The organism is Phocaeicola faecalis (genome assembly GCF_021730445.1).
Lineage (GTDB): Bacteria > Bacteroidota > Bacteroidia > Bacteroidales > Bacteroidaceae > Phocaeicola > Phocaeicola faecalis.
On record NZ_JADNRM010000001.1, the window covers coordinates 197,279 to 218,058 of the forward strand.

Annotated in this window: 16 protein-coding genes and 1 tRNA gene; 12 read left to right on the forward strand and 5 right to left on the reverse strand. The window is 41.4% G+C overall.

The features are described from left to right. Positions 1-6 precede the first annotated feature (6 nt). Positions 7-597, forward strand: coding sequence for a DUF4251 domain-containing protein (locus IR173_RS00890; RefSeq protein ID WP_237037820.1), 591 nt, complete (start codon positions 7-9; stop codon positions 595-597). A gap of 72 nt (positions 598-669) precedes the next feature. On the opposite strand, the gene aspS is transcribed toward IR173_RS00890, so the two are convergent. The 3 genes from aspS to IR173_RS00905 form a co-directional block, all read right to left on the reverse strand. Next, positions 670-2,427 carry an aspartate--tRNA ligase gene (aspS, locus tag IR173_RS00895; RefSeq protein ID WP_237037821.1) on the reverse strand — a complete coding sequence of 586 codons (1,758 nt, stop codon included), beginning with the start codon at positions 2,425-2,427 and terminating at the stop codon, positions 670-672. Between the two features lie 170 nt (positions 2,428-2,597). Continuing rightward, positions 2,598-2,894, reverse strand: coding sequence for a thioredoxin family protein (locus IR173_RS00900; protein WP_237037822.1), 297 nt, complete (start codon positions 2,892-2,894; stop codon positions 2,598-2,600). A 35-nt stretch (positions 2,895-2,929) separates the two neighbouring features. Then, on the reverse strand, positions 2,930-3,112 hold the full coding sequence (locus IR173_RS00905) for a hypothetical protein (protein WP_237037823.1): 183 nt from the start codon (positions 3,110-3,112) through the stop codon (positions 2,930-2,932). Positions 3,113-3,436: 324 nt separating this feature from the next. Here IR173_RS00905 and IR173_RS00910 point away from each other — a divergent pair. The 8 genes from IR173_RS00910 to IR173_RS00945 all read left to right on the forward strand — a co-directional run bounded on the left by IR173_RS00910 (position 3,437) and on the right by IR173_RS00945 (position 12,281). Next, a tRNA-Pro gene (locus IR173_RS00910) sits at positions 3,437-3,511 on the forward strand. 114 nt (positions 3,512-3,625) lie between these two features. Next, positions 3,626-4,840, forward strand: coding sequence for a site-specific integrase (locus IR173_RS00915; RefSeq protein ID WP_237037824.1), 1,215 nt, complete (start codon positions 3,626-3,628; stop codon positions 4,838-4,840). A 562-nt stretch (positions 4,841-5,402) separates the two neighbouring features. Then, a complete protein-coding gene (locus IR173_RS00920; protein ID WP_237037825.1) occupies positions 5,403-7,322 on the forward strand; it encodes a hypothetical protein in 1,920 nt (639 codons plus the stop codon). Between the two features lie 341 nt (positions 7,323-7,663). After that, complete coding sequence (locus IR173_RS00925) at positions 7,664-8,683, forward strand: DUF3871 family protein (protein ID WP_237037826.1); 1,020 nt, start codon at positions 7,664-7,666, stop codon at positions 8,681-8,683. An 87-nt stretch (positions 8,684-8,770) separates the two neighbouring features. Beyond that, positions 8,771-9,043: a hypothetical protein gene (locus tag IR173_RS00930; RefSeq protein ID WP_237037827.1), complete on the forward strand. Its 273-nt coding sequence runs from the start codon at positions 8,771-8,773 to the stop codon at positions 9,041-9,043. A 165-nt stretch (positions 9,044-9,208) separates the two neighbouring features. Further along, the gene (locus tag IR173_RS00935) at positions 9,209-9,796 is read left to right on the forward strand and encodes a tyrosine-type recombinase/integrase (RefSeq protein ID WP_237037828.1); all 588 of its coding nucleotides are present in this window, start codon (positions 9,209-9,211) and stop codon (positions 9,794-9,796) included. A gap of 599 nt (positions 9,797-10,395) precedes the next feature. Further along, positions 10,396-11,052 carry a hypothetical protein gene (locus IR173_RS00940; RefSeq protein ID WP_237037829.1) on the forward strand — a complete coding sequence of 219 codons (657 nt, stop codon included), beginning with the start codon at positions 10,396-10,398 and terminating at the stop codon, positions 11,050-11,052. An 11-nt stretch (positions 11,053-11,063) separates the two neighbouring features. After that, positions 11,064-12,281: a hypothetical protein gene (locus IR173_RS00945; protein ID WP_237037830.1), complete on the forward strand. Its 1,218-nt coding sequence runs from the start codon at positions 11,064-11,066 to the stop codon at positions 12,279-12,281. Positions 12,282-12,736: 455 nt separating this feature from the next. On the opposite strand, the gene IR173_RS00950 is transcribed toward IR173_RS00945, so the two are convergent. Continuing rightward, on the reverse strand, positions 12,737-14,062 hold the full coding sequence (locus tag IR173_RS00950; protein ID WP_237037831.1) for a sensor histidine kinase: 1,326 nt from the start codon (positions 14,060-14,062) through the stop codon (positions 12,737-12,739). Continuing rightward, positions 14,059-15,426 carry a sigma-54-dependent transcriptional regulator gene (locus IR173_RS00955; protein WP_237037832.1) on the reverse strand — a complete coding sequence of 456 codons (1,368 nt, stop codon included), beginning with the start codon at positions 15,424-15,426 and terminating at the stop codon, positions 14,059-14,061. Before IR173_RS00955 ends, IR173_RS00950 begins: the two co-directional genes overlap by 4 nt. 208 nt (positions 15,427-15,634) lie before the next feature. On the opposite strand from IR173_RS00955, the gene IR173_RS00960 reads away from it, so the two are divergent. Genes IR173_RS00960 through IR173_RS00970 form a run of 3 tightly spaced genes read left to right on the forward strand, consistent with a single transcriptional unit; the run spans position 15,635 to position 20,771 of the window. After that, complete coding sequence (locus tag IR173_RS00960) at positions 15,635-17,110, forward strand: TolC family protein (RefSeq protein WP_237037833.1); 1,476 nt, start codon at positions 15,635-15,637, stop codon at positions 17,108-17,110. A 5-nt stretch (positions 17,111-17,115) separates the two neighbouring features. After that, complete coding sequence (locus tag IR173_RS00965) at positions 17,116-18,366, forward strand: efflux RND transporter periplasmic adaptor subunit (RefSeq protein ID WP_237037834.1); 1,251 nt, start codon at positions 17,116-17,118, stop codon at positions 18,364-18,366. Between the two features lie 11 nt (positions 18,367-18,377). Further along, the gene (locus IR173_RS00970) at positions 18,378-20,771 is read left to right on the forward strand and encodes an ABC transporter permease (RefSeq protein ID WP_237037835.1); all 2,394 of its coding nucleotides are present in this window, start codon (positions 18,378-18,380) and stop codon (positions 20,769-20,771) included. Positions 20,772-20,780 lie beyond the last annotated feature (9 nt).

Below are 20,780 nucleotides of genomic sequence, written 5' to 3' on the forward strand. Positions count from 1 at the left end.
TTAATTATGAAAAAAGTATTATTCTTAGCAGCATTGTTACTTGTTTGCTTCAGCGGAGTAACGAATGCACAAACCAGAAAACAAAGAGAAGATGCCAAACGCGAAGCATGGAAAAAAGAACGTCAGGAAAAGAAGGCTTTGGAAGCGCAACAGGATTCCGTGTCTTTCATGAAAGCTATCGATGCCTTGAAAAACGGTTCTTTTGTTTTGGAAGCCGACAACGTAGTATTCCGTAATGGTATCATGCGTTTCGTGTCCTCAAACACCAACTATGTGGAAGTAAACGACGGACAAGGAATTATTCAGACTGCCTTCACTAACTTTGTGTATAACTGGAGTCCGAACGGTCTGGGCGGTGTCACAGTACAGGGTAGCGTAAACGGTATAAGTATGCGCCAAGATAAGGATGGTAATGTGTATTACAACTACGGCATCAACGGCATTGCTGTATCAGCCACCGTCTCCATTGTATTGACCGGCGGTACTAATCAGGCCAGTGTAACCGTCAACCCGAATTTCTCCGGAAATACGTTGACCATGAACGGTTATTTGGTTCCTTACAATGAAAGCGACGTGTTCCAGGGAACAACCTGGTAATGCTTATCGAAAGACAATATAAAAAAACTCCTGAGAGCTATCTTTCAGGAGTTTTTTATGTATCTGTTACTTTTATTCTTTAATATCGACAACCAGATTCAACTCATCCAACTGTTTTTGGTCCAAAGCAGCAGGAGCATCCAACATCACATCACGTCCACTGTTATTCTTCGGGAATGCAATGCAGTCACGGATACTGTCAAGACCGGCAAACAACGATACCCAACGGTCGAGGCCGTATGCCAAACCACCATGAGGAGGAGCACCATATTTAAATGCATTCATCAGGAAGCCAAACTGCTCTTGTGCCTTTTCAGGAGTAAAGCCCAGAATCTCGAACATCTTGGCCTGCAGCTGAGAGTCATGGATACGGATAGATCCCCCTCCTACTTCTACACCATTTACAACCATATCGTATGCATCGGCACGAACAGCCGCCGGGTCTGTATCCAACAAGGGAATGTCTTCATCTTTCGGATGAGTAAACGGATGGTGCATTGCCATCAAGCGGTTTTCTTCTTCGCTCCACTCAAACATCGGGAAGTCAACAACCCACAGGCAAGCAAACTTATTCTTGTCACGCAAGCCCAATTGACGGCCCATCTCCAGACGAAGTTCACACAACTGCTTGCGAGTCTTCATGGCATCGTCACCACTCAGAATCAGAATCAAATCACCCGGTTTAGCACCAAAAGCTTCTTTCATCTGTTGCAGCACCTCTTGTGAGTAGAATTTATCTACGCTTGATTTTACATTTCCATCAGCTTCTACGCGAGCATACACCATACCCTTTGCACCAATCTGCGGTCTCTTAACGAAATCAGTCAACTGGTCAAGCTGCTTGCGGGTATAAACGGCAGCACCCTCTGCACAAATACCGCCAATATATGCAGCATCATCAAACACAGAGAAGCCGTGACCTTTCAGAATATCCATCAGTTCAACAAACTTCATTCCGAAACGCAAATCAGGTTTGTCGCTACCATAATATTTCATAGCATCCGCCCACGGCATACGAATGAACGGCTCAGTGAGTTCAACGCCACGCAATTCCTTGAACAAATGTTTGGCCATTCCTTCAAAGGTAGAAATGATATCTTCCTGCTCCACAAAGCTCATCTCACAGTCTATCTGAGTAAACTCAGGCTGGCGGTCAGCACGAAGGTCTTCATCACGAAAACATTTCACGATTTGGAAATAGCGATCCATGCCCGACACCATCAATAACTGTTTCAATGTTTGCGGTGACTGAGGCAATGCATAGAACTGTCCCGGATTCATGCGTGAAGGAACCACAAAGTCGCGGGCCCCTTCAGGAGTAGAACCGACCAACATAGGTGTTTCTATCTCGAGGAACCCTTTGCTGTCCAGATAACGACGTACTTCCATCGTCATTCTATGGCGTAATTCCAAATTCTGACGGACACAACCGCGTCGCAAATCCAAATAACGGTATTTCATGCGGATATCGTCACCGCCGTCACTATTGTCTTCAATAGTGAAAGGAGGAGTAAGTGCGCTGTTGAGGACATTCAGTTCCGATACGATAATTTCTATTTCACCGGTAGGAATATTCGTATTTTTATTTGAACGCTCATTCACTTCACCGGTCACCTGAATCACAAATTCACGTCCCAAATGATTAGCGCGTTCACAAAGTTCGGCATTCACTTCTGTATTGAATACCAGCTGAGTAATACCATAACGGTCGCGAAGGTCGACGAAGGTCATTCCTCCCATTTTACGTGCACGCTGTACCCAGCCGGCCAACGTTACACTTTTGCCTGCATCGGAGAGTCGCAACTCTCCGCAAGTATGACTTCTGAACATATATTCTTTAATTTTAATCAATTATCGTGCAAAGGTACGACATGTTTTTCATTTATGCAATTTTATTGATTGGCTTCTAATGTCAATAATTACATATTATTATTCATAAAAAAAGTCCCGTTACACGAATGGTTACGGAACTTCTTTCCTGATAAGCAAATTACCGGTTATCAACCTTTAAACATTTCTATTATCTCTTTCAACTCTCCGGGAAACACCTCCCCTGTCTTTTGCCAAAGAATGGAATTATTCTTCATGAGAATAAAACTTGGAACAGTATCGACGTCGAATTCCTTAGCTACCTTCTCGTCTCCTTCGGTATTAACACGAATGATATTTATAGGATTTTCAAATTCATGTATCACAGGGTCTATCCATTCATAATGTGGCGACCAGTCGGCATAAAAAATCAGCAATGTCAAGTTTCCCGATTGCCCGGCATCTTCTATTTGTTTTGCAAGATTCATATTTATTCAGCTTTTAAGTTTTTATACAATCATTGTTATCCCCTGCTCCCCAAACTATCCGTATCCGGATTCAGTTCTTTTACGGCAGCTTTCACTTGCTTTTTGGTAGGTTTACCGGTATTGGCCACTTGTTCCACCGGATATCTCTTTTCCTCTTTGAGCAAATTTACTTTTTGCTCTTCTTCTTGCTTTTTATTCTCTGTGATATGCATACTCATTATCTTTTTAGGATTCATGCTAATGGAACAATACAAATTAATAGATGGTTCATTATTCCCTTTAAAATTTGCTTCCACCTCCCCCCCTCCATTATTCTTTTTTCGGATAACACTGCAATGCGAAGTCTGTCGCCTCCACATTGTGGGCAGTAATATGGGAAAAGGAAGAAAAAAAGTTTTGCTTTTAACAATCTAATATTCAACCATATAAAAAGAAACAATGAAAATACAAGATAAAAAAGATGCGCAAAAGTTTGCAGATATAAAAATAACTCGTACCTTTGCATCGCTTTTGAAAAACAAAGCAACACTAAAATAAAGATTCGGGGTGTAGCGCAGTCCGGTTAGCGCACCTGCTTTGGGAGCAGGGGGTCGTGGGTTCGAATCCCGCTACCCCGACGACAGAGAATCAAGGAGTTACGATAAAGGTAGCTCCTTTTTTTATTGCTTGAATAGGGCGGTTTACCTTTGGTTTAACCGAGTGAGTTAAACCGAGAGTTAAACCAAAAAACGATGAATGCAACTGTAAATGTCGTATGCTACACATCTAAAATTTTATCTAATGGCGAACATCCGTTGATGCTTCGCATCTGTAAGGACGGTAAGAAGAAATACCAAAGCTTGGGAATATCGGTCAATCCGAAATATTGGGATTTTAAGAAGAACGTACCAAAGTCCAAATGTCCTAACTTGGAATATATCCAAAAGATTATTCTTGATAAGAAGCTGGAACTTCAAGAACGAGTGCTTGAAATGAAAGCCGACCAAAAGAACTATTCGGCTGAAACGCTTGTCGCGATGCAAGAGCAAACGACAAATCTAAAAACAGTCGGGTGCTTCTATCAAGAAATCATTGCCCAATGCAAAGCAGATAATAAATGTGGGAACAGGTTAGTTTATCTCAATTCTTACAATTCGCTGATGAGGTTTACAAAAGGGAAGCTGGAAATACCGTTTAACGTAATTAATGTGGCATGGCTTGAAAAATACGAGAAATGGCTTCGGACAAATGGAAATAAGGAAACTACAATCAGCTTGATGTTTCGCACTTTGCGGAGTACATATAATAAGGCTATCAATGCCAAGTGTGCCCGAAAGTCCGATTATCCATTTAATGAATATAAAATATCCAAGTTCGATGTCACCACTCAAAAACGAGCCATAGCTAAAACAGAAATGTTGAAATTCACGGAAACTTCTCAACCGATAGGACAGAAAAAATATGTGGAGTTAAGTAAGGACATCTTTATATTCAGCTATCTGTGTGGCGGCATCAATTTTACCGACATAGCTAATTTGACACGGGCGAACATAATAAATGGCAGATTACACTATATTCGTCAAAAAACGGGAAAGCCAATAAAGATTGGAATACCGAAGGAAGCTATGCTGATAATTGAGAAATACTCAAAAGAGAATAATGGGTACTTGTTCCCGATTTTGGATAACAAAGTACATAAAACAGCTTTGCAGAAACAGAATCGGATTCATAAAATACGTGGCAAGGTGAATGAAGTTCTAAAAATACTCGGTAAGCGATTGGGAATTGAAGCCAACATTACGACCTATGTTGCCCGCCATTCGTTCGCGAGTGTCCTTAAAAAGTCGGGAGTGAACATAGCATTGATAAGCGAAGCATTAGGACATTCAGATTTAGCGACCACTCAAATATATTTGGATAGCTTCGACAATGAACAAGTAGATGAAGCGATGAAGAATTTACTTTGAAACCATTGCAATATGAATGAAAAGTTATATCTTTGCATCAATTCTACAACAGTGGTAGAAGATACGGGCTAAGACTTAAATAAGCCCTGTTTTTACTAATGGTTCACGTGACAGTGCAGTTATCAAGTGAGATAATCAAGAAAGGTAACCATATAAGAAGCTTGTCAGCAATTAAATTCTACTGCATAAGTAGCGGCTTCTGTAACTAAGTTCTCGGAGCAATGACTTCCGAAATTTATTATTGGATGAATATTCATTCACGCTTTGTAAGGGTGAATTGTGTCCAATCGTAAGGCGAACTTGGTTGCAGGAGCTTTTTATTTACCCTTAGTCCAATTGTTAAATTTCTAAATTCATCAAATTATGCCAATGAATTTAAGAATCCGAACAATTGGATTGAGCCGCCAATCGGTGCTTGTCACTCCGACAAGTCTTTATCGGCTCACGAGTTTTACAACTTTATATGGGTCTGAACTCCATTTTTCGGATGGGGTAACAAAATCATCATGCCCATATAATAACAGGTTTTTCCAAGTTTCTTACCTCCTAAATACGATGCGTCATGAGTAACACTAAGCACAAGACATTGGAAGTGGAGGTACTGAACATCCACAAGGGAGAGTATCTGTCCGAAGCCTTAAAAAGACAAGGCTACCCCATGCTGCCGAGCAATGCCATTATTAATAAGGTAATGACAGGCACGGGGGCTACTTACATGGAACTGAATCCGAAATTAAGTCCGAGAAACTCTATCGTGATTGAGCCGTTCAAATCTGCGGTAGAGGACAAGGTGCAGGTGTTTAACAAAGCCCAGGGGGTGTTCAAGGAAGTAACTGTCAGACAACTGACCACCTACCTCAAGAACCCCAATATCAAGCACAAGAAAATCATCACCACCCCCGAAGGGTTTCAGAGCAAAGTCTTAACAGCAGCAAAGCAACTTGGGATGAACATTTATAAGGAATACTTCTGCCTGTTCGATGAATCCGAGCACATTACGGAAGATACAGGCTATCGCAGAAGCATATCCGCCCCAATGAGGGAGTTCTTCAAATTTGAGAGAAAGGCTCTCGTATCTGCCACTCCGTTAAAGCCGAGCAAGTACACCTTAACCTTGTTCCTACGCCACCAATTCAAGTGGGTAGAAATTAAGCCCGACTATGACTATCGGGAAGATATGACTTTAATAACGACCCGTAGCTTTTACAGGCGAGTGAAACAGGAGATGAAAAGACTGTTGGATAACGGCTCTCCCCATGTGTGCATCTTCTACAAGACAACAGAGGGAATCAATAACATCGTGGAATCATTGTTGCATGACGGAATAATAACAAAGGACGATTACAAGGTGTTCTGTTCAAAGAAAAGTGCCGATGAGCTAAAGAGCCGTTTCTTGGAACACAGCACGGACAAGTTGGAGCTTCCTCTAAAAAAGGTGAACCTGTTTACATCAAGATTCTTCCCGTCAATAGACATCAATCTGAAAGAACTTTGCGATGTGCTGATACTGTCGAACTACGACCATGTAAAGCACACCCTAATCAATCCGTTCACCGAAGCTATCCAATGTCAAGGCAGATTCAGACGCGTCTTCCCAAACGGTAAGAGATATAACTCGCTTACGGTTATAGCTTCAATTCCGAACGAGCTTGAAGTTAAATCCGATGCAGAAATACAGGCGGACATTAAAGCGAGGATTAAATGCTACCGCGCCATTCAAAAAGAAAGACTGAAAGCTGATGACTCCACATATTATGATAAGGAGCTAAAACGGTTACGACTGAATGAAGTCTTAAATCCCGAACGGAACGGATTTGACAGGTTCGCCATAGAGCAACTGTTACTTGACGAGCAGGTTAAGAGATACTACATCTCACCCAATGCACTTAGACGGGCATACGAGGACACGGGATATTTTAATGTGGACTTCCAGCCCGAAGATGAAGCAGTCGGTGAGGATGACATTTACAGAATCAAAGCCGCCAAGACCAAAGAAAAATGGCAATCCATTGTATCCGTTCTAAGCAATGTCAAGGAGGATGAAACTGCCGTGCAATTTCTCAAAGCCAAGTGTTTGGAGGAAGAATGGCTTATAAATGCTTTCTTCAAATTGGGGCAGGAAGTTATCGAACAACAGAAGTACAGCAAAACTGCAATCAAGAAGCTATTGCTACGAGCAGAACAAGTGGAAGCTGAACAGAAATTGAAAAGTCGGGAATTTCTCTTGGACATGAAAAGTGAATTTGAAACCGACACGGGTAACGATTCATATCTTCCCCTAAATGACGTGCTTGGCAGAATTTCATACCTTTTGGAGTGTCACGGGATAACTTACTCCCGATATGGGGATGGCAAAAAAGACACAATGTGCAAGTTGTCCGAAGCTCTTATCAAAGATTATTTCGATGTGAAGCGCAGTAATCGAGACGGTGCAAAAGTTAAATTAAATAGATTCAAAAATGAACTGTTAGACCAAGAGTAAACGAAGTGCGGAGGGCGCAGCCCTCCGGCACTTCGTGCCGTCAGACTGCACCCCTATTTTAGCCCCCTCTCACCAAATAAAAAGAAAATGAGAATTGGCAGACACCAGCCCCCCCCCCTCAACTATTATAAATTTTACTATTCACCTCACATCATTCATAGACTTCTTAAAGCGATACACAATATAGACATAATGGTAATATAGTCTAATTGCAATATCACTTAAAAGTAATTCAGCGAATTGTAGTAAAGTCAAAATCGTTATGGAGCAATCCAAAGCGATAGGAACTTTACCAATTCCAGAGTTAAATCAATCAATAATCATTTAAACAATTTATCATTATGAGAAATTTAGTTATCATGCCAGTTATGGCACAGAATCGTGAGAGAATGAATTTGGGTGAATATGCAGAGGAAGCAACAATCATCGTGGATGAACCTGTAAAACCTGCCAACCATTTTATTGAAGCCAACACACAGGAAGTAACTTTGCATCATTTAAAGCATGACTGCATTACCCCTGTGTTCTCTAAGGACAACGAACTGACCATTAACCATGCTGCATTTGTGAAAACCATACAGGATGCAGCCCAATCATTCTTTAGTGGTGAGAAAGTGGAACAGGCAGACATTCGTGTGAGCCATATTATCAAAGGCAGAATCCCAGCAGCCATTCACAAGCCAGCCAACCAATTGTTAGAATCTGACAAGACCATCTATTATGAGAGAGCAGCTTTCAGCATTGATGTTCCTACCATCTATGAAACGGTTGGTGGAAACAAGCTCAATCTTTCCATTGTAGGTGTGAGGGCTTATAATCAGATGAACTTATACAGCAAGAAAGTACCAGAGTTGTTTAGATTGGCTATTGGCTTCAAAAACCAAGTCTGTTGCAATATGTGTGTCTTTACAGATGGCTACAAGGATGATTTGAGAGTGAGCAATACAAGTGAACTCTATCGTGCAGCTTTGGAACTGTTCAACAACTACAATCCAGCCAAACATCTTTATCTGATGCAGCAGTTGGGCAACACTTCCATGAGTGAACATCAATTCGCACAGATTATAGGCAGGATGCGACTTTGCCAATGTTTGCCAACAGGCTATCAAAAGGCACTGCCAAGAATGTTGCTTACAGATACACAGATTAACTCTGTAGCCAAAGCATACATTCACGACAATAATTTTGGCGGCTTTGGAAGTGAACTTAGTATGTGGAAGTTCTACAACTTGCTTACAGGAGCGAATAAGAGTTCATATATTGACAGCTTCTTAGACCGTTCCTTAAATGCTACTGAAATGGCAACAGGAATCAATGCGGCTTTACATGGTGACGAGAAATATAAATGGTTCATTGATTAAATGGGCTTATTGATTGAGAGAGGAAAGGGCAGCTATTCAGTTAGTTGTCCTTTCTTTATATCTACCAACCTATTAAAAATTAGAATTATGAATAAACAATTAGATAGACTTATAGAACATATCAGAGAATTGGAAGCCCGTTTGGGAGAAGTGGATAACAACCTTAGATATATAAAGGTGGTACAAGCATTGAAACACTCTTTAGAGAATTTGGATAATATGCTGAAAGATAATGCTACATTACAAAGGGAATATCAAGCAATATATCTAAGCTACTTCTATACAGGTTGTGGATTTTCCTTTTATGACAGGGTGTGCAACTCTATTTTGGATTACCAATATGGGAACAGACCATTTTAAGGAATGCCATATATAATAAGGTGTGGAATGTCCTTGTAAGGCGTTCCCACCCTAAATACTTTCACTTTGGATAAAAATAAATGTTTCCTTAGTAATCAATGAGTTAGTAAATCCAACTCAGAATTAATATTCACTTATATTCATTTACTTATATAACAGAACATTATGTCACTTAAATATTCAAGCACAACCGCAGACTATCTTGTTTGGTCTGATGCAATGAACCTCATAAGAAAATTGACAAAGGACGAGAATTATAAAATCTCGCTCCTTATAGCTTTGGGATGCTTCACAGGATTAAGAATATCTGATATTCTATCTCTAAGGTGGAAGCAGATATTAGGTACTGACGAGTTTACAGTAATTGAGAAAAAGACAGGCAAGGTAAGGACTATCAGACTGAACCTTGGGTTACAACAACATATTAAGGAGTGCTACGAGCATATAAATCCAATTGGAATTAATGCACCTATCTTGGTAAGTCAGAAAGGCACTATCTTCACAGTCCAGAGAATTAACATCATTCTTAAAGAAGTGAAGAAGAACTACAGGTTAAAGATTAAGAACTTTAGTTGCCATTCTCTTAGAAAGACTTTTGGTAGGCAGGTCTATAACATGAACAGTGATAACGCAGAGTTGGCATTAGTAAAGCTGATGGAACTGTTCAACCATAGTTCTGTTGCCATTACTAAAAGATACTTGGGATTAAGTCAGGAGGAAATCTTACAGACTTATGACTGTTTGAGCTTCTAATGACAGGCAGGACAAATTTAGAGCAAGGTCAGTCTTGTACACCCCAATCTGAATTTGTCCTACCTTCAAATTTAGACGGAGAAATTAACTTTAGCTTTATAAATCCATGTGGGTAGCAATTTCTAAAATTCACTTCTTATAAGGGGAATTTTCATTTTGATACCCACATGGATTTAAAGAGCTTAGATGCAAATCTTATTAAATATCCCGTTCAGACTATGTTTGAGAGCAGGATATTTACTATTTATCCTCACTTCATGCTCATTAATTTAGAACCTTTCGTTATCTTTGCACCAATTCCAATGAACTAATGCGTTAGGGAGTTGGAAGGACATATTTAACGAAAGGTGTTATTGAAATTATCTTCCGTGGTAAATTCTCGCAAAATTTAACGGTACGAAGATGATAGCAGTAGCACCACATCATGGATATATACCTACCCAATCTTGGGTTTAGATATTGTCTTATGGTGTGGGCTATTGCTTTATCCGTACCGAGGCAATGCGAGAAGCCCACCACGAGATAAGGCAGTATGTTCCCACACCTCTTTTATTTTAACGGCTTATCCATAGGGAACAGGTAGGCATAATACCATTATCATGGAATTAGTCAATAGTTTAAGTGCCAAAAGTCCCCTATGCTATGATACAGGGTGTAGATTATATATGCCCTCATCATTCTTAGAGAAATCTTTTAAGTTGCCATATATCGAATACACTACTAAAGGCAGAATAAGTAAAAAAGAGCGAGACGAGCAATATATTCTGAAAGAATGGGATAAGCTAAGATTCTTATACAACTGCATGAATCAATGTACAGACTTTTACATATCTCAAAATGAAGTAGATTATTTATTATCTAATTCTTTCAAGTCTTTATGTAGCATATTTCAAAAAGCATACCCACCTGTTATTGATGACGATGGATGCTTGCTCATAAAATCTTTTGATGAGCCACCAAGAACCTATGTTCCTATAGCTAATCACATGGGAGAATATTGCAGATATAAAATAGAATATCTGCCAGAAGAGGGTGCATTATATGTTCAAACTACTAAGAAAGGAGACACTAAAAGTGAAATTAGAAATCTTAAAGTTGAATGCCCATTCGAGTTTTACAAATATCTACAAATATATTGGGGCATAGCATATATTGAGTACCTGTCTGATGGGTGTGAATATAATTGTTGCCCAAAATATGAGACACGCAGAATCCATGATGCTATAGATAGAGGAATGATTAGAGTAATGAAATAAATATAATAACAATGAAAACATTTAGATTATTAGCAACCTCATTATTAGTTGCATTAAGCATGGGATTTACGTCCTGTGGAGATGATGAATTAGAGGTAACTCCTCCTGAATATAATGTAAGTAGTCCTTTAATTGAGAGTTGTCTGGAATATGGAATTACAGACTATGAGAATATTGAACTATTAAACCTGTTTATACATGGAGATAACACTTTTATCAATTTAGGACAGGCTAACTTCTCTGGATTAAAGGATGATAAGCTATGGCTTGCATCATTCAATGTAGAGGACAAATCACCAATCATTAATTGGACTGACGAGTTGCCATTTAATAGAAATCGTAGAATTTACAAAGGTTATGGAGAATATGAAGATGTCACTATTCAACAAATAACCATGTTGCAGACCATGTACTTTAATCCAAGTGAATTTGTAGCATCATTAAGCTACTATTTTGGTAAAGATTATGATTACCGCGCCTTACTCTTTAGACATGATACACAAACTAAAGAAGTCCAAGTTAAGAATAGTGGAATATTTGCTGGATTTCAATATTCTATAATAAACAATGATTGTTGTTACTCATTGTCTGGCGATACTCTCTATATAGCAGAGAAAGGCTTTGGATATTCTAATGTAGGAACTCTCTATACTTCTGAATTTATATCTCATGAAGAAGCTATCTATAGCCACAAAGATAATAAAGGCTTCTTCGTTGGGAGAAGAAATTTTAAATTGGGAGAAGACTTGTGGCATATCCAAATTCCAGAACTTAGCAATGAACCTACTGATGCAAAGATTGAAGTCAGTGTAGAAGATAAGTCCAAGCAAGTTTGGAAGTACAATGTCAATATTATACATTACGATGGAACTAAGAAGAATGTAACATTTGAAGTAGATATTGATAATGGTACAATCAATGGACAGGATGATTATGCTTCTCTAATTATAGGCAAATGGAAAATGACAAGCGGTGATGCAGTTGCTACCCATGTTACTTACAAGAGTGATGGTACATTTGAATGCACAAGTACAGAAGATAACTCCTACAAAGAAGTAGGTAGGTACAAAATAGATGGCAACAAACTCTATGAAATGTACAGTGACGAAGATGAATGGGCTATTAGTGATATTCTGTTACTTAATTCTATGACCTTATCTGTGCAGGAATTGGAAGCAGACGGAGTAACGCCCAGTGGCAAGAAGTTTGCTTATCAAAGAGTGGAGTAAAGGACTTATTCCAACTTTACTAAGACAGAATAGAAGCAGCATTTGAGGGAACTCTTATGCTGTTTTTTATATGGGTACGAATATTGAAATTTTCTTCTTTATATGGAGAATTGGCAAATTCATACCCGAAGCATGAAAACAGCTATAATGTTGTTCACTTAGAGTGGAATTATTAAATTTGCAATGTGGTTCAAGCCACAAAGAGATTATTAATTTATTGTCAAACACTTCTTGTTCTACCTCTAAGTTAAACCAAGAGTTAAACCGACTTATTCTGATAAGAAAGCAGATGCAAGCTAATTGCTTTATGGATAACCTATTTAGCAATGGAAATAATAGCAATAGCGCACCTGCTTTGGGAGCAGGGGGTCGTGGGTTCGAATCCCGCTACCCCGACAGCAAGAAATCAAGGAGTTACGATAAAAAGTAGCTCCTTTTTTTGTTGCAAGAATCTATCATCGGCATAAAAACTTCAAAGAGAAACAACTACCCTTCCCTATTTCACTCGAAACAGAGATACTTCCTCCATGCAGATTCATTATTTGTTTGCATAAACTAAGCCCGATGCCGGAACCTGTCGGTTTGGTGGTAAAGAACGGAACAAATATCTTATCCAGTACATCGGGAAGAATACCACTGCCATTATCACTGACCGTAAGCATAAACACTTGCTTTTCTTTCTCATAATGAGTGGTAATTACCACCTCAGGGGCTTCCTGCTCCGCACAGGCTTCACCTGCATTTTTCAATAGGTTGATAAGCACTTGCTCTATTTGAGAACGATCCAACATCAATATCTTGTCTGCATCCTCTGTCTTATATATATAATGTATATCCCGACTGGGGAATAGTTTCTTTAAATCACCCAACAATTCTTCCATTCTGACCGGGGCAAGAACAGGCATCGACAGGCGGGACAATTTCCGATAGTTCTCTACAAAGCCGAGCAGCCCCTTACTTCTCCGATGAATAGTCTGCATCCCCTGCAGCATAATGCCGTAATCTTTCGCATTCATTCCATTCTGCACAGCCCGCTCACTCAATGTTTCACTCAATGAGATGATGGGGGCAATGGAGTTCATTATCTCGTGAGTCAAGACACGAATCAATTTCTGCCAAGCCTCTATCTCGTTTTCTTCGAGTACGGAATGAATGTTCTTCAGATTTATCAGACGTAAATCCACTCCTTGAGAAGAGTACCCGGTGACCGTCACTGCCAATTCCTGCATGACATCTCCACGGCAGATGCGAACCGCCTTTACTTCACCCGGTTGAAGCGATGTGACAATCACAGGAAAACTAGCGTTGAGGGAAGACAGTTCACTTAACGAATGAATGGGATAACCGCATAAATCATGAACTGCCGCACTGTTCATCCAATGCACAATTCCACTGCTGTCTGCTACCAACAAACTACTGTCTACCGTATTGAGCAGCGTTTCATAATATTGATAACGTTCTTCTTTTTCTGATAGCTTCGTCCTGAACTCGGACACCACCTTATTTATTTCTTCGGCAAGCAACTGCTCGGAACGCGACTTATGCCGGACTGAAAAACTTAAAGAAAAATCAGAATACCGAATTCCCTCTATCATGCGGGCTACCATAAGGGTGGTTTTCTGTTGCCATTGGCATAAATAAAAGATGATGCCTACCACAACCAATGATGAAAACAACAAACAAAAATAGAGTTCATGCCGGAAAAACAGATAAGCGGCAATGGACGCTACCGCCAATAACAGCATGAGCAACACGATGCGGAGTGTTTGAAATCGATTCATAACCCTAATTTTTCTAATTTACGATAAAGAGCATATCTCGTTATACCCAAATACTCGGCAGCACGGCTCAAATTGCCTTCACTGCGCTTCATGGCACGCTCTACGGCATGACGCTCCAATTGTTCCAGGTTCAGGATTTCATCAGTATCCACCTTCTTTTCGGGCTGTGGCTGCAGCATAAAATTAGACGGCTTCAACAATGGGGAATCCGACAAAATCACCGCACGTTCAATGGCATGCTGCAATTCGCGTACATTACCCGGCCAATGATAGCGCATCAGCTTTTGCTTCGCCTCACGGCTGAGTCCGTTTATCTCTTTCTTATACTTATGGATATAGCGTTGTAAAAAATAGTCTGCCAAAAGAAGGACATCCTCACCCCTGTCACGCAAAGGAGGAATATGGATTTCGATTGTATTGATACGATAGAGCAAGTCCTGGCGGAAATTTCCCTCTTCCACCATCCGGTGAATATTTACGTTGGTGGCACTAATCAGACGGACATCAATGGGAATCGTATTCGTTGCGCCCAAACGCGAAATCTGCCTCTTTTCTATCGCCGTCAACAGCTTGGACTGCATAGGCAGCGAAAGGTTTCCGATTTCATCCAAAAAGAGTGTTCCTCCCGAGGCTACTTCCATACGTCCGGCTTTTGCCTTGCGAGCATCTGTAAATGCCCCTTTCTCATAGCCGAAGAGTTCACTTTCAAAAAGGGTTTCGGGAATGCTCCCCAAGTCAATCGTAATAAACGGAGATTCCCTGCGGGGAGAATAATGGCGGAGCGAACGCGCCACCAAATCTTTTCCGGTTCCATTCTCTCCCAATATTAATATATTGGCGTCTGTATCCGACAGCTTTTGGATGGTATCAAACACACTTTGCATTGCTTCCGAACGACCAATCATGTTGGGAATCATTTCATCTTGCCCACTCAATGCCACCACCTGCTCCTTCAATTGCTTTATCTCTTTACGGGAATCCCGCAACTTGATGGCCGACGACAAAGTAGCCAGTAACTTTTCTTTCTCCCAGGGCTTGGGAATAAAATCAATCGCCCCCGCCTTAATAGCCCTCACTGCTTTGTCTGTATCTGCATAGGCCGTCATAAAGAGTACGACCGCTTGCGAATCCAACTTCAAAATCTGCTCCAGACAATCAAATCCCTCCTGTCCGCTGATGGCGTCACGGCGGAAGTTCATATCCAGAAGAATGACATCCGGCTGAAAAGTGGTCATGAAATATTCTATGCGCCCCGGTTGGGTAGTGACTTTCACCTTCTCCACATAAGGCTCCAACAAAAGATTTAGTGCGAAAAGCACATCTTCGTTATCGTCTATAATGAGTATTTTTCCTCTGTTTTCCATTATCTTAATTTTAGTATGCAGGAAATATCTTTTCCTGTGAGAGCAAAGATACGTTTTTTTAAGATGCGCTGTATGTGCGTATCCGCACTATTTTTGTGCGAATGCGCACGCAGTCTTCAGCGTTCGTCCATCGGCAAATTACTGAAACACAACACGATATAATTATGGCACGCATTTTGATAATTATGAAAGCATAAAACAAACAGTTATGAAACGATATTATATTTTAGCTTTTTATATTCTACTCGGTGTAGGAACAGCCACAGCACAAGAAGAAACAATCAGCCTCACGTTACAGCAGGCCATTGAAATTGCACAAGAACATTCGCCACAAGCCCAAGCTGCACGACACACTTATCGTGCAGCTTACTGGAACTACCGCTTCTTCCGTGCAAACTATTTGCCGTCTGTCACTTTGAGTTCATCTCCCAACCTCAACCGAGAAATCAATAAGATTACCCAGCCGGACGGCACAAACCTATTTATCAAACAAAACCAGCTAAGTACAGACCTGAGCTTGAAAATTAATCAGAATGTGTGGTTCACCGGCGGTAGTTTCTTTGTCAAGACCACCACCCAGCGCATTGATGAATTCGAGAATGATATCACGGCATACAATACCCAACCGGTGGTTGTCGGTTATGAGCAGTCTCTCTTCGGTTACAACTCCCTGAAATGGGACCGCCGCATAGAGCCTATCCGCTATCGTGAGGCACGCAAAGCATATTCCGAAGCCTTAGAACTGGTCGCCTCGCAAACCAGTAGCCTATTCTTCAACTTGGCAACAGCACAAACCAATCTGGATATAGCCACTTCCAACCATGCCTCGGCCGACACCCTGTATAGATACGCCGAAGGAAGATATAATATAGGTACTATCAATGAAAACGAAATGCTCCAACTCGAAATAAACAAACTTACGGAGGAAACCAATGTAATGAACGCCCGCATCGAGGTGGAAGATCAAACACAGACTTTACGCTCCTTTCTAGGGATAAACCGGGAAGTCAACTTGCGGGTCATCGCCGATGATGAAATTCCCAATTTCGAAATTCCCATGCAGGAAGCACTGCATCTGGCGTTCGAGAACAGCCCCGAACCTGATACCTACGAACGCCTGAGACTGGAAAGTCGCAGTGCACTGGCCTCAGCCAGAGCCAATGCCGGACTGAAAGCGGATTTATACGTTCAGTTCGGTTTGTCACAGACTGGCAATAAGCTTGCCGATTCTTACCGTGATCCGCTAAACCAACAATACGCCAGCATCGGTATCTCGCTCCCTATCTTGGACTGGGGACGAGGCAAAGGACGGGTACGGGTGGCACGCTCCAATGTAGACTTGGTAAACACACAAACAGAACAGAGAATGAAGGATTTCGAATTGAATGTTTGTAAAATGGTACGCCAATTCAATCTGCAAGCCTATCGGGTGGCCGTTGCTTTCAAAACAGACAAGACAGCCGAAAAACGGCATGAAGTGGCAAAGCGGTTGTATATTCTCGGAAAGTCTACCATATTGGACCTCAATGCTTCCATTACTGAAAAAGACAGGGCCAGGCGTGATTATATCACTGCCCTGAAAACATATTGGGGATTGTACTACGGAATAAGAAGTATGACCGGATATGATTTTCAGAACCGTTGCCCAATAGAGGAAAGAATCGGATACGAACAAAATAAATAAAAACTATGGATATTAAAATTGAAAAGAAACCGTGGTATATACGCCATCGTTATTACCTGCTGGGAGGTATCGTCTTTGTTATCTTCCTGATTTATGTTATCAGCCTTTCATTCGGTCCCCGTAAATTACGGATAGAAACCGATAACATACAGATTGCGGAAGTGAAGGATGACAAGTTTATGGAATATGTCGATGTGGAAGGATTAATTCAGCCTATTCTGACCATTAAGATAAATACCCGCGAAGCCGGAAGTGTAGAGCGCATCATCGGTGAGGAAGGAACGATGATGAAGAAAGGAGATTCTATCCTTGTGCTCAGTAATCCTGACCTGCTTCGCTCTATCGAAGACCAACGCGATGAATGGGAGAAACAGCGGATTACTTATAAAGAAAAGGAAATCGAGATGGAGCAAAAAAGCCTTACGCTGAAACAACAGACCCTGCAGACCCAATATGAAATGGACCGCTTGGCCAAAAGCTTCGGCCTGGATAAAGAGGAATATAAGATGGGGATTAAAAGTAAAGCCCAACTGGAAGTTTCGGAAGACGAATATAATTATAAGTTGCAGAACAGCGCCCTCCAGATGGAAAGCCTTCGCCATGATTCGGCTGTGACGATTATCCGGAAAGATTTATTGAAGAATGACCTCGAACGTGAACAAAAGAAATTTACGCGTTCACTGGAACGAATGAATAATCTGGTAGTCACGGCACCGGTTTCCGGCCAGCTCAGTTTCGTAAAAGTGACTCCGGGACAACAGGTAGCATCGGGTGAAAGCATAGCCGAAATCAAAGTCCTCGATCAATATAAGATTCATACCTCCCTCAGCGAATATTATATTGACCGAATCACGACCGGCTTGCCTGCCACCATAAACTACCAAGGGAAGCGTTATCCATTAAAGATTACAAAAGTAGTGCCCGAAGTTAAAGACCGCATGTTTGACGTCGACCTTGTCTTCACTGGAGATATGCCTGACAATGTGCGCGTTGGAAAGAGTTTCAGAGTACAGATTGAGCTGGGACAACCTGAACAGGCGATTGTCATTCCACGTGGAAATTTCTACCAATCCACCGGCGGACAATGGATTTATAAAGTCAATGCCTCAAAAACCAAAGCTATAAAAGTCCCCTTGACAATAGGACGCCAAAACCCGCAGCAGTACGAGATAACAGAAGGATTACAGCCCGGAGAATTGGTAGTTGTCACAGGATATGATACCTTTGGCGACGCGGAAGAACTGATATTAAAATAAAAGCGCACAGAATGAAAACACTGAAATACGCCGGACGCTTCCTGATGCGTTCAAAATCATATACAATTATCAATCTCTTGGGACTGGCGTTCAGCCTGGCCTGCTGCATCATCCTGATGCGGTATATTCATCGGGAACTGACCGTGGACTCGCATTGCATCGACCCGCAACACATCATCATCCCGTTGCGGGATATAGAAGGAAACATTCATCCCGGAAATCTGGAGCAAGGCTGGTCGGACACGGATTCAACCTACATTCCGGAAAGTCAAGTCGTGGAGCGATGCCGCCTGCAAATTCAGCAAAGGGACAATGTAAAGTATGAGAACAGCAATTATGCAATGAACATAATGGCTGTCGACTCTACATTCTTTCACTTTTTCCATTACCCCATATTGACGGGAGAGGCACGACTGACGGCTCCCGACGATGCTATTATCACCCGACAGTATGCCCACCGGCTATTTGGGAACGAGAATCCGGTAGGGAAAGTCGTGGAGTATTATGGAAAAGACGTTATTATACGAGGAATGATAGATGAACCGAGATGTAAGACCTTACTTCGGTTTGACATGCTCGTGTCACACAACCTGATAAAGCGGTGGCAGCAAATGGACATATCATTAGAGCGTGTGCTTCCCGGAGTAGACCTGGACGAGATAAACAAACTCAGCAATGTATTTAAGAAAGATAAAAGAGGAAACAGCATACGCTGGAAATTCATTCCTTGGAAAGACTTCTATTGGGAGAATGCCGTCGGACATAATGACGATTACGATTCTATGATGCAATTCGGAAACCGTATCCACCTGTATATTCTTTCGGGCGTAGCCATCTTATTACTGATGGTGGGAATATTGAACTTCATCAATATATATATGGTGTTCATGATGAAACGTTCCAAAGAATACGGAGTAAAAAAAGTATTCGGCCTGCAACGCTTGCCGCTATTTATGCAAATCTGGCTGGAAAACCAAATCTTGACCGTCGTCGCACTGCTGACGGCATGGCTGTTGGTGGAAGCCAGCCAAATTCCTGTCAGCCAACTGATGGGTGAGCGAATCGGTTACTCTGCATTCGACTGGCAGATATCATTGGGCTTCTTGGTTTTACTGCCTTTGGTTACGTCCGTCTACCCGTATATCAAATACAATTACCTGTCTCCCATTGCGTCTATCCGCTCGATTGCATCGAATCGCCACTCCATCACCATCCGCATGGCATTCCTGTTCTTGCAGTATAGCATCACCGTATTGCTGCTTGTCCTGTCGCTCTACTTTGGCAAACAGTTGAACTTTTTACTGTCTACTCCTCCCGGATACCGGACAGAAGGAATCCTCAGAGCCGAATTGTTCCATGAAAACAATAATTATCTGGTACACGATAAGGAGGAGGATCAGAACAAGCGTTCTGCCCGATATAGTTATATCAAACAGCAACTGAATGAATGTCCCTACATTGAAAGGTGGATGATTTCGCACCCTTCCATATTAAGAGGAAATGCTTTCAGCACTTTGCTGAATGATAAAGATACACACCTTAATATGCTCACTCTGTTTCCTTCGCCCAACTTTTTCCATATATATGGTTTGAAGGTGCTGGAGGGAGAAATTCCGCAAAAGTTCGAAAGCTGGAGTGACTATAAAATCATTCTGAATAAAGCGGCGATGAAAGCGATGGGGTATACCCGAATGGAGGATGCTTTTGTGCGGAGCGAATCGCCGCTCTGGGTAACAGTCAGAAATGGGAAAATGGAAGAGGGAGGAACCAAACTGATGCCCGTAGTAGCTGTGATAGACGACTATTATCCTGCACATATAACCCAAGGAGTAAAGCCGATGGCATTTGTTGTCGGAGAAGAAGGCGGTGACGGTGATTTCATAATAGCCACCAAGCCCGGTAAGGAGAAAGAAGTAATGGAGCTCCTTAAAAAGATAGAAAAAGAAATATACAATACGGAGGAGTTCAACCATTCCTGGCTTACGGATGAAGTTCACAACTTATATTCCGAAGATAGAGAAACGGCACATATTTACTCTGTTTTTGCCTTGATAGCCATAGCAATCTCTTGTCTCGGCCTGTTCGGATTATCCCTGTTCGACATCCGGCAGCGTTATCGCGAAATAGCCATCCGCAAAGTAAACGGTGCCGGCATAAAAGAGCTTTACTTGTTGCTTTTCCGTAAATACATCAAGGTGATAGGCGGTGCGTTTATAGTGGCAGTGCCTCTCTCCTATTATCTCATACATATTTATACGCGAGCATTCATCATGAAAGCCCCTATCGGCATCGGCATCTATTTCATTGCTTTATTGGTGATTCTCATCATTTCGTTGGGAACTCTGATATGGCAAATACACAAAGCCGCCAACATAGACCCTGCCCTAATTATAAAATCAGAATAAACTCATAAA

Coding starts and splice junctions, on each gene's coding strand:
- IR173_RS00890 (WP_237037820.1), top strand. CDS start 7: ATGAAAAAAGTATTATTCTTAGCAGCATTGTTACTTGTTTGCTTCAGC.
- aspS (WP_237037821.1), bottom strand. CDS start 2,427: ATGTTCAGAAGTCATACTTGCGGAGAGTTGCGACTCTCCGATGCAGGC.
- IR173_RS00900 (WP_237037822.1), bottom strand. CDS start 2,894: ATGAATCTTGCAAAACAAATAGAAGATGCCGGGCAATCGGGAAACTTG.
- IR173_RS00905 (WP_237037823.1), bottom strand. CDS start 3,112: ATGAGTATGCATATCACAGAGAATAAAAAGCAAGAAGAAGAGCAAAAA.
- IR173_RS00915 (WP_237037824.1), top strand. CDS start 3,626: ATGAATGCAACTGTAAATGTCGTATGCTACACATCTAAAATTTTATCT.
- IR173_RS00920 (WP_237037825.1), top strand. CDS start 5,403: ATGAGTAACACTAAGCACAAGACATTGGAAGTGGAGGTACTGAACATC.
- IR173_RS00925 (WP_237037826.1), top strand. CDS start 7,664: ATGAGAAATTTAGTTATCATGCCAGTTATGGCACAGAATCGTGAGAGA.
- IR173_RS00930 (WP_237037827.1), top strand. CDS start 8,771: ATGAATAAACAATTAGATAGACTTATAGAACATATCAGAGAATTGGAA.
- IR173_RS00935 (WP_237037828.1), top strand. CDS start 9,209: ATGTCACTTAAATATTCAAGCACAACCGCAGACTATCTTGTTTGGTCT.
- IR173_RS00940 (WP_237037829.1), top strand. CDS start 10,396: ATGGAATTAGTCAATAGTTTAAGTGCCAAAAGTCCCCTATGCTATGAT.
- IR173_RS00945 (WP_237037830.1), top strand. CDS start 11,064: ATGAAAACATTTAGATTATTAGCAACCTCATTATTAGTTGCATTAAGC.
- IR173_RS00950 (WP_237037831.1), bottom strand. CDS start 14,062: ATGAATCGATTTCAAACACTCCGCATCGTGTTGCTCATGCTGTTATTG.
- IR173_RS00955 (WP_237037832.1), bottom strand. CDS start 15,426: ATGGAAAACAGAGGAAAAATACTCATTATAGACGATAACGAAGATGTG.
- IR173_RS00960 (WP_237037833.1), top strand. CDS start 15,635: ATGAAACGATATTATATTTTAGCTTTTTATATTCTACTCGGTGTAGGA.
- IR173_RS00965 (WP_237037834.1), top strand. CDS start 17,116: ATGGATATTAAAATTGAAAAGAAACCGTGGTATATACGCCATCGTTAT.
- IR173_RS00970 (WP_237037835.1), top strand. CDS start 18,378: ATGAAAACACTGAAATACGCCGGACGCTTCCTGATGCGTTCAAAATCA.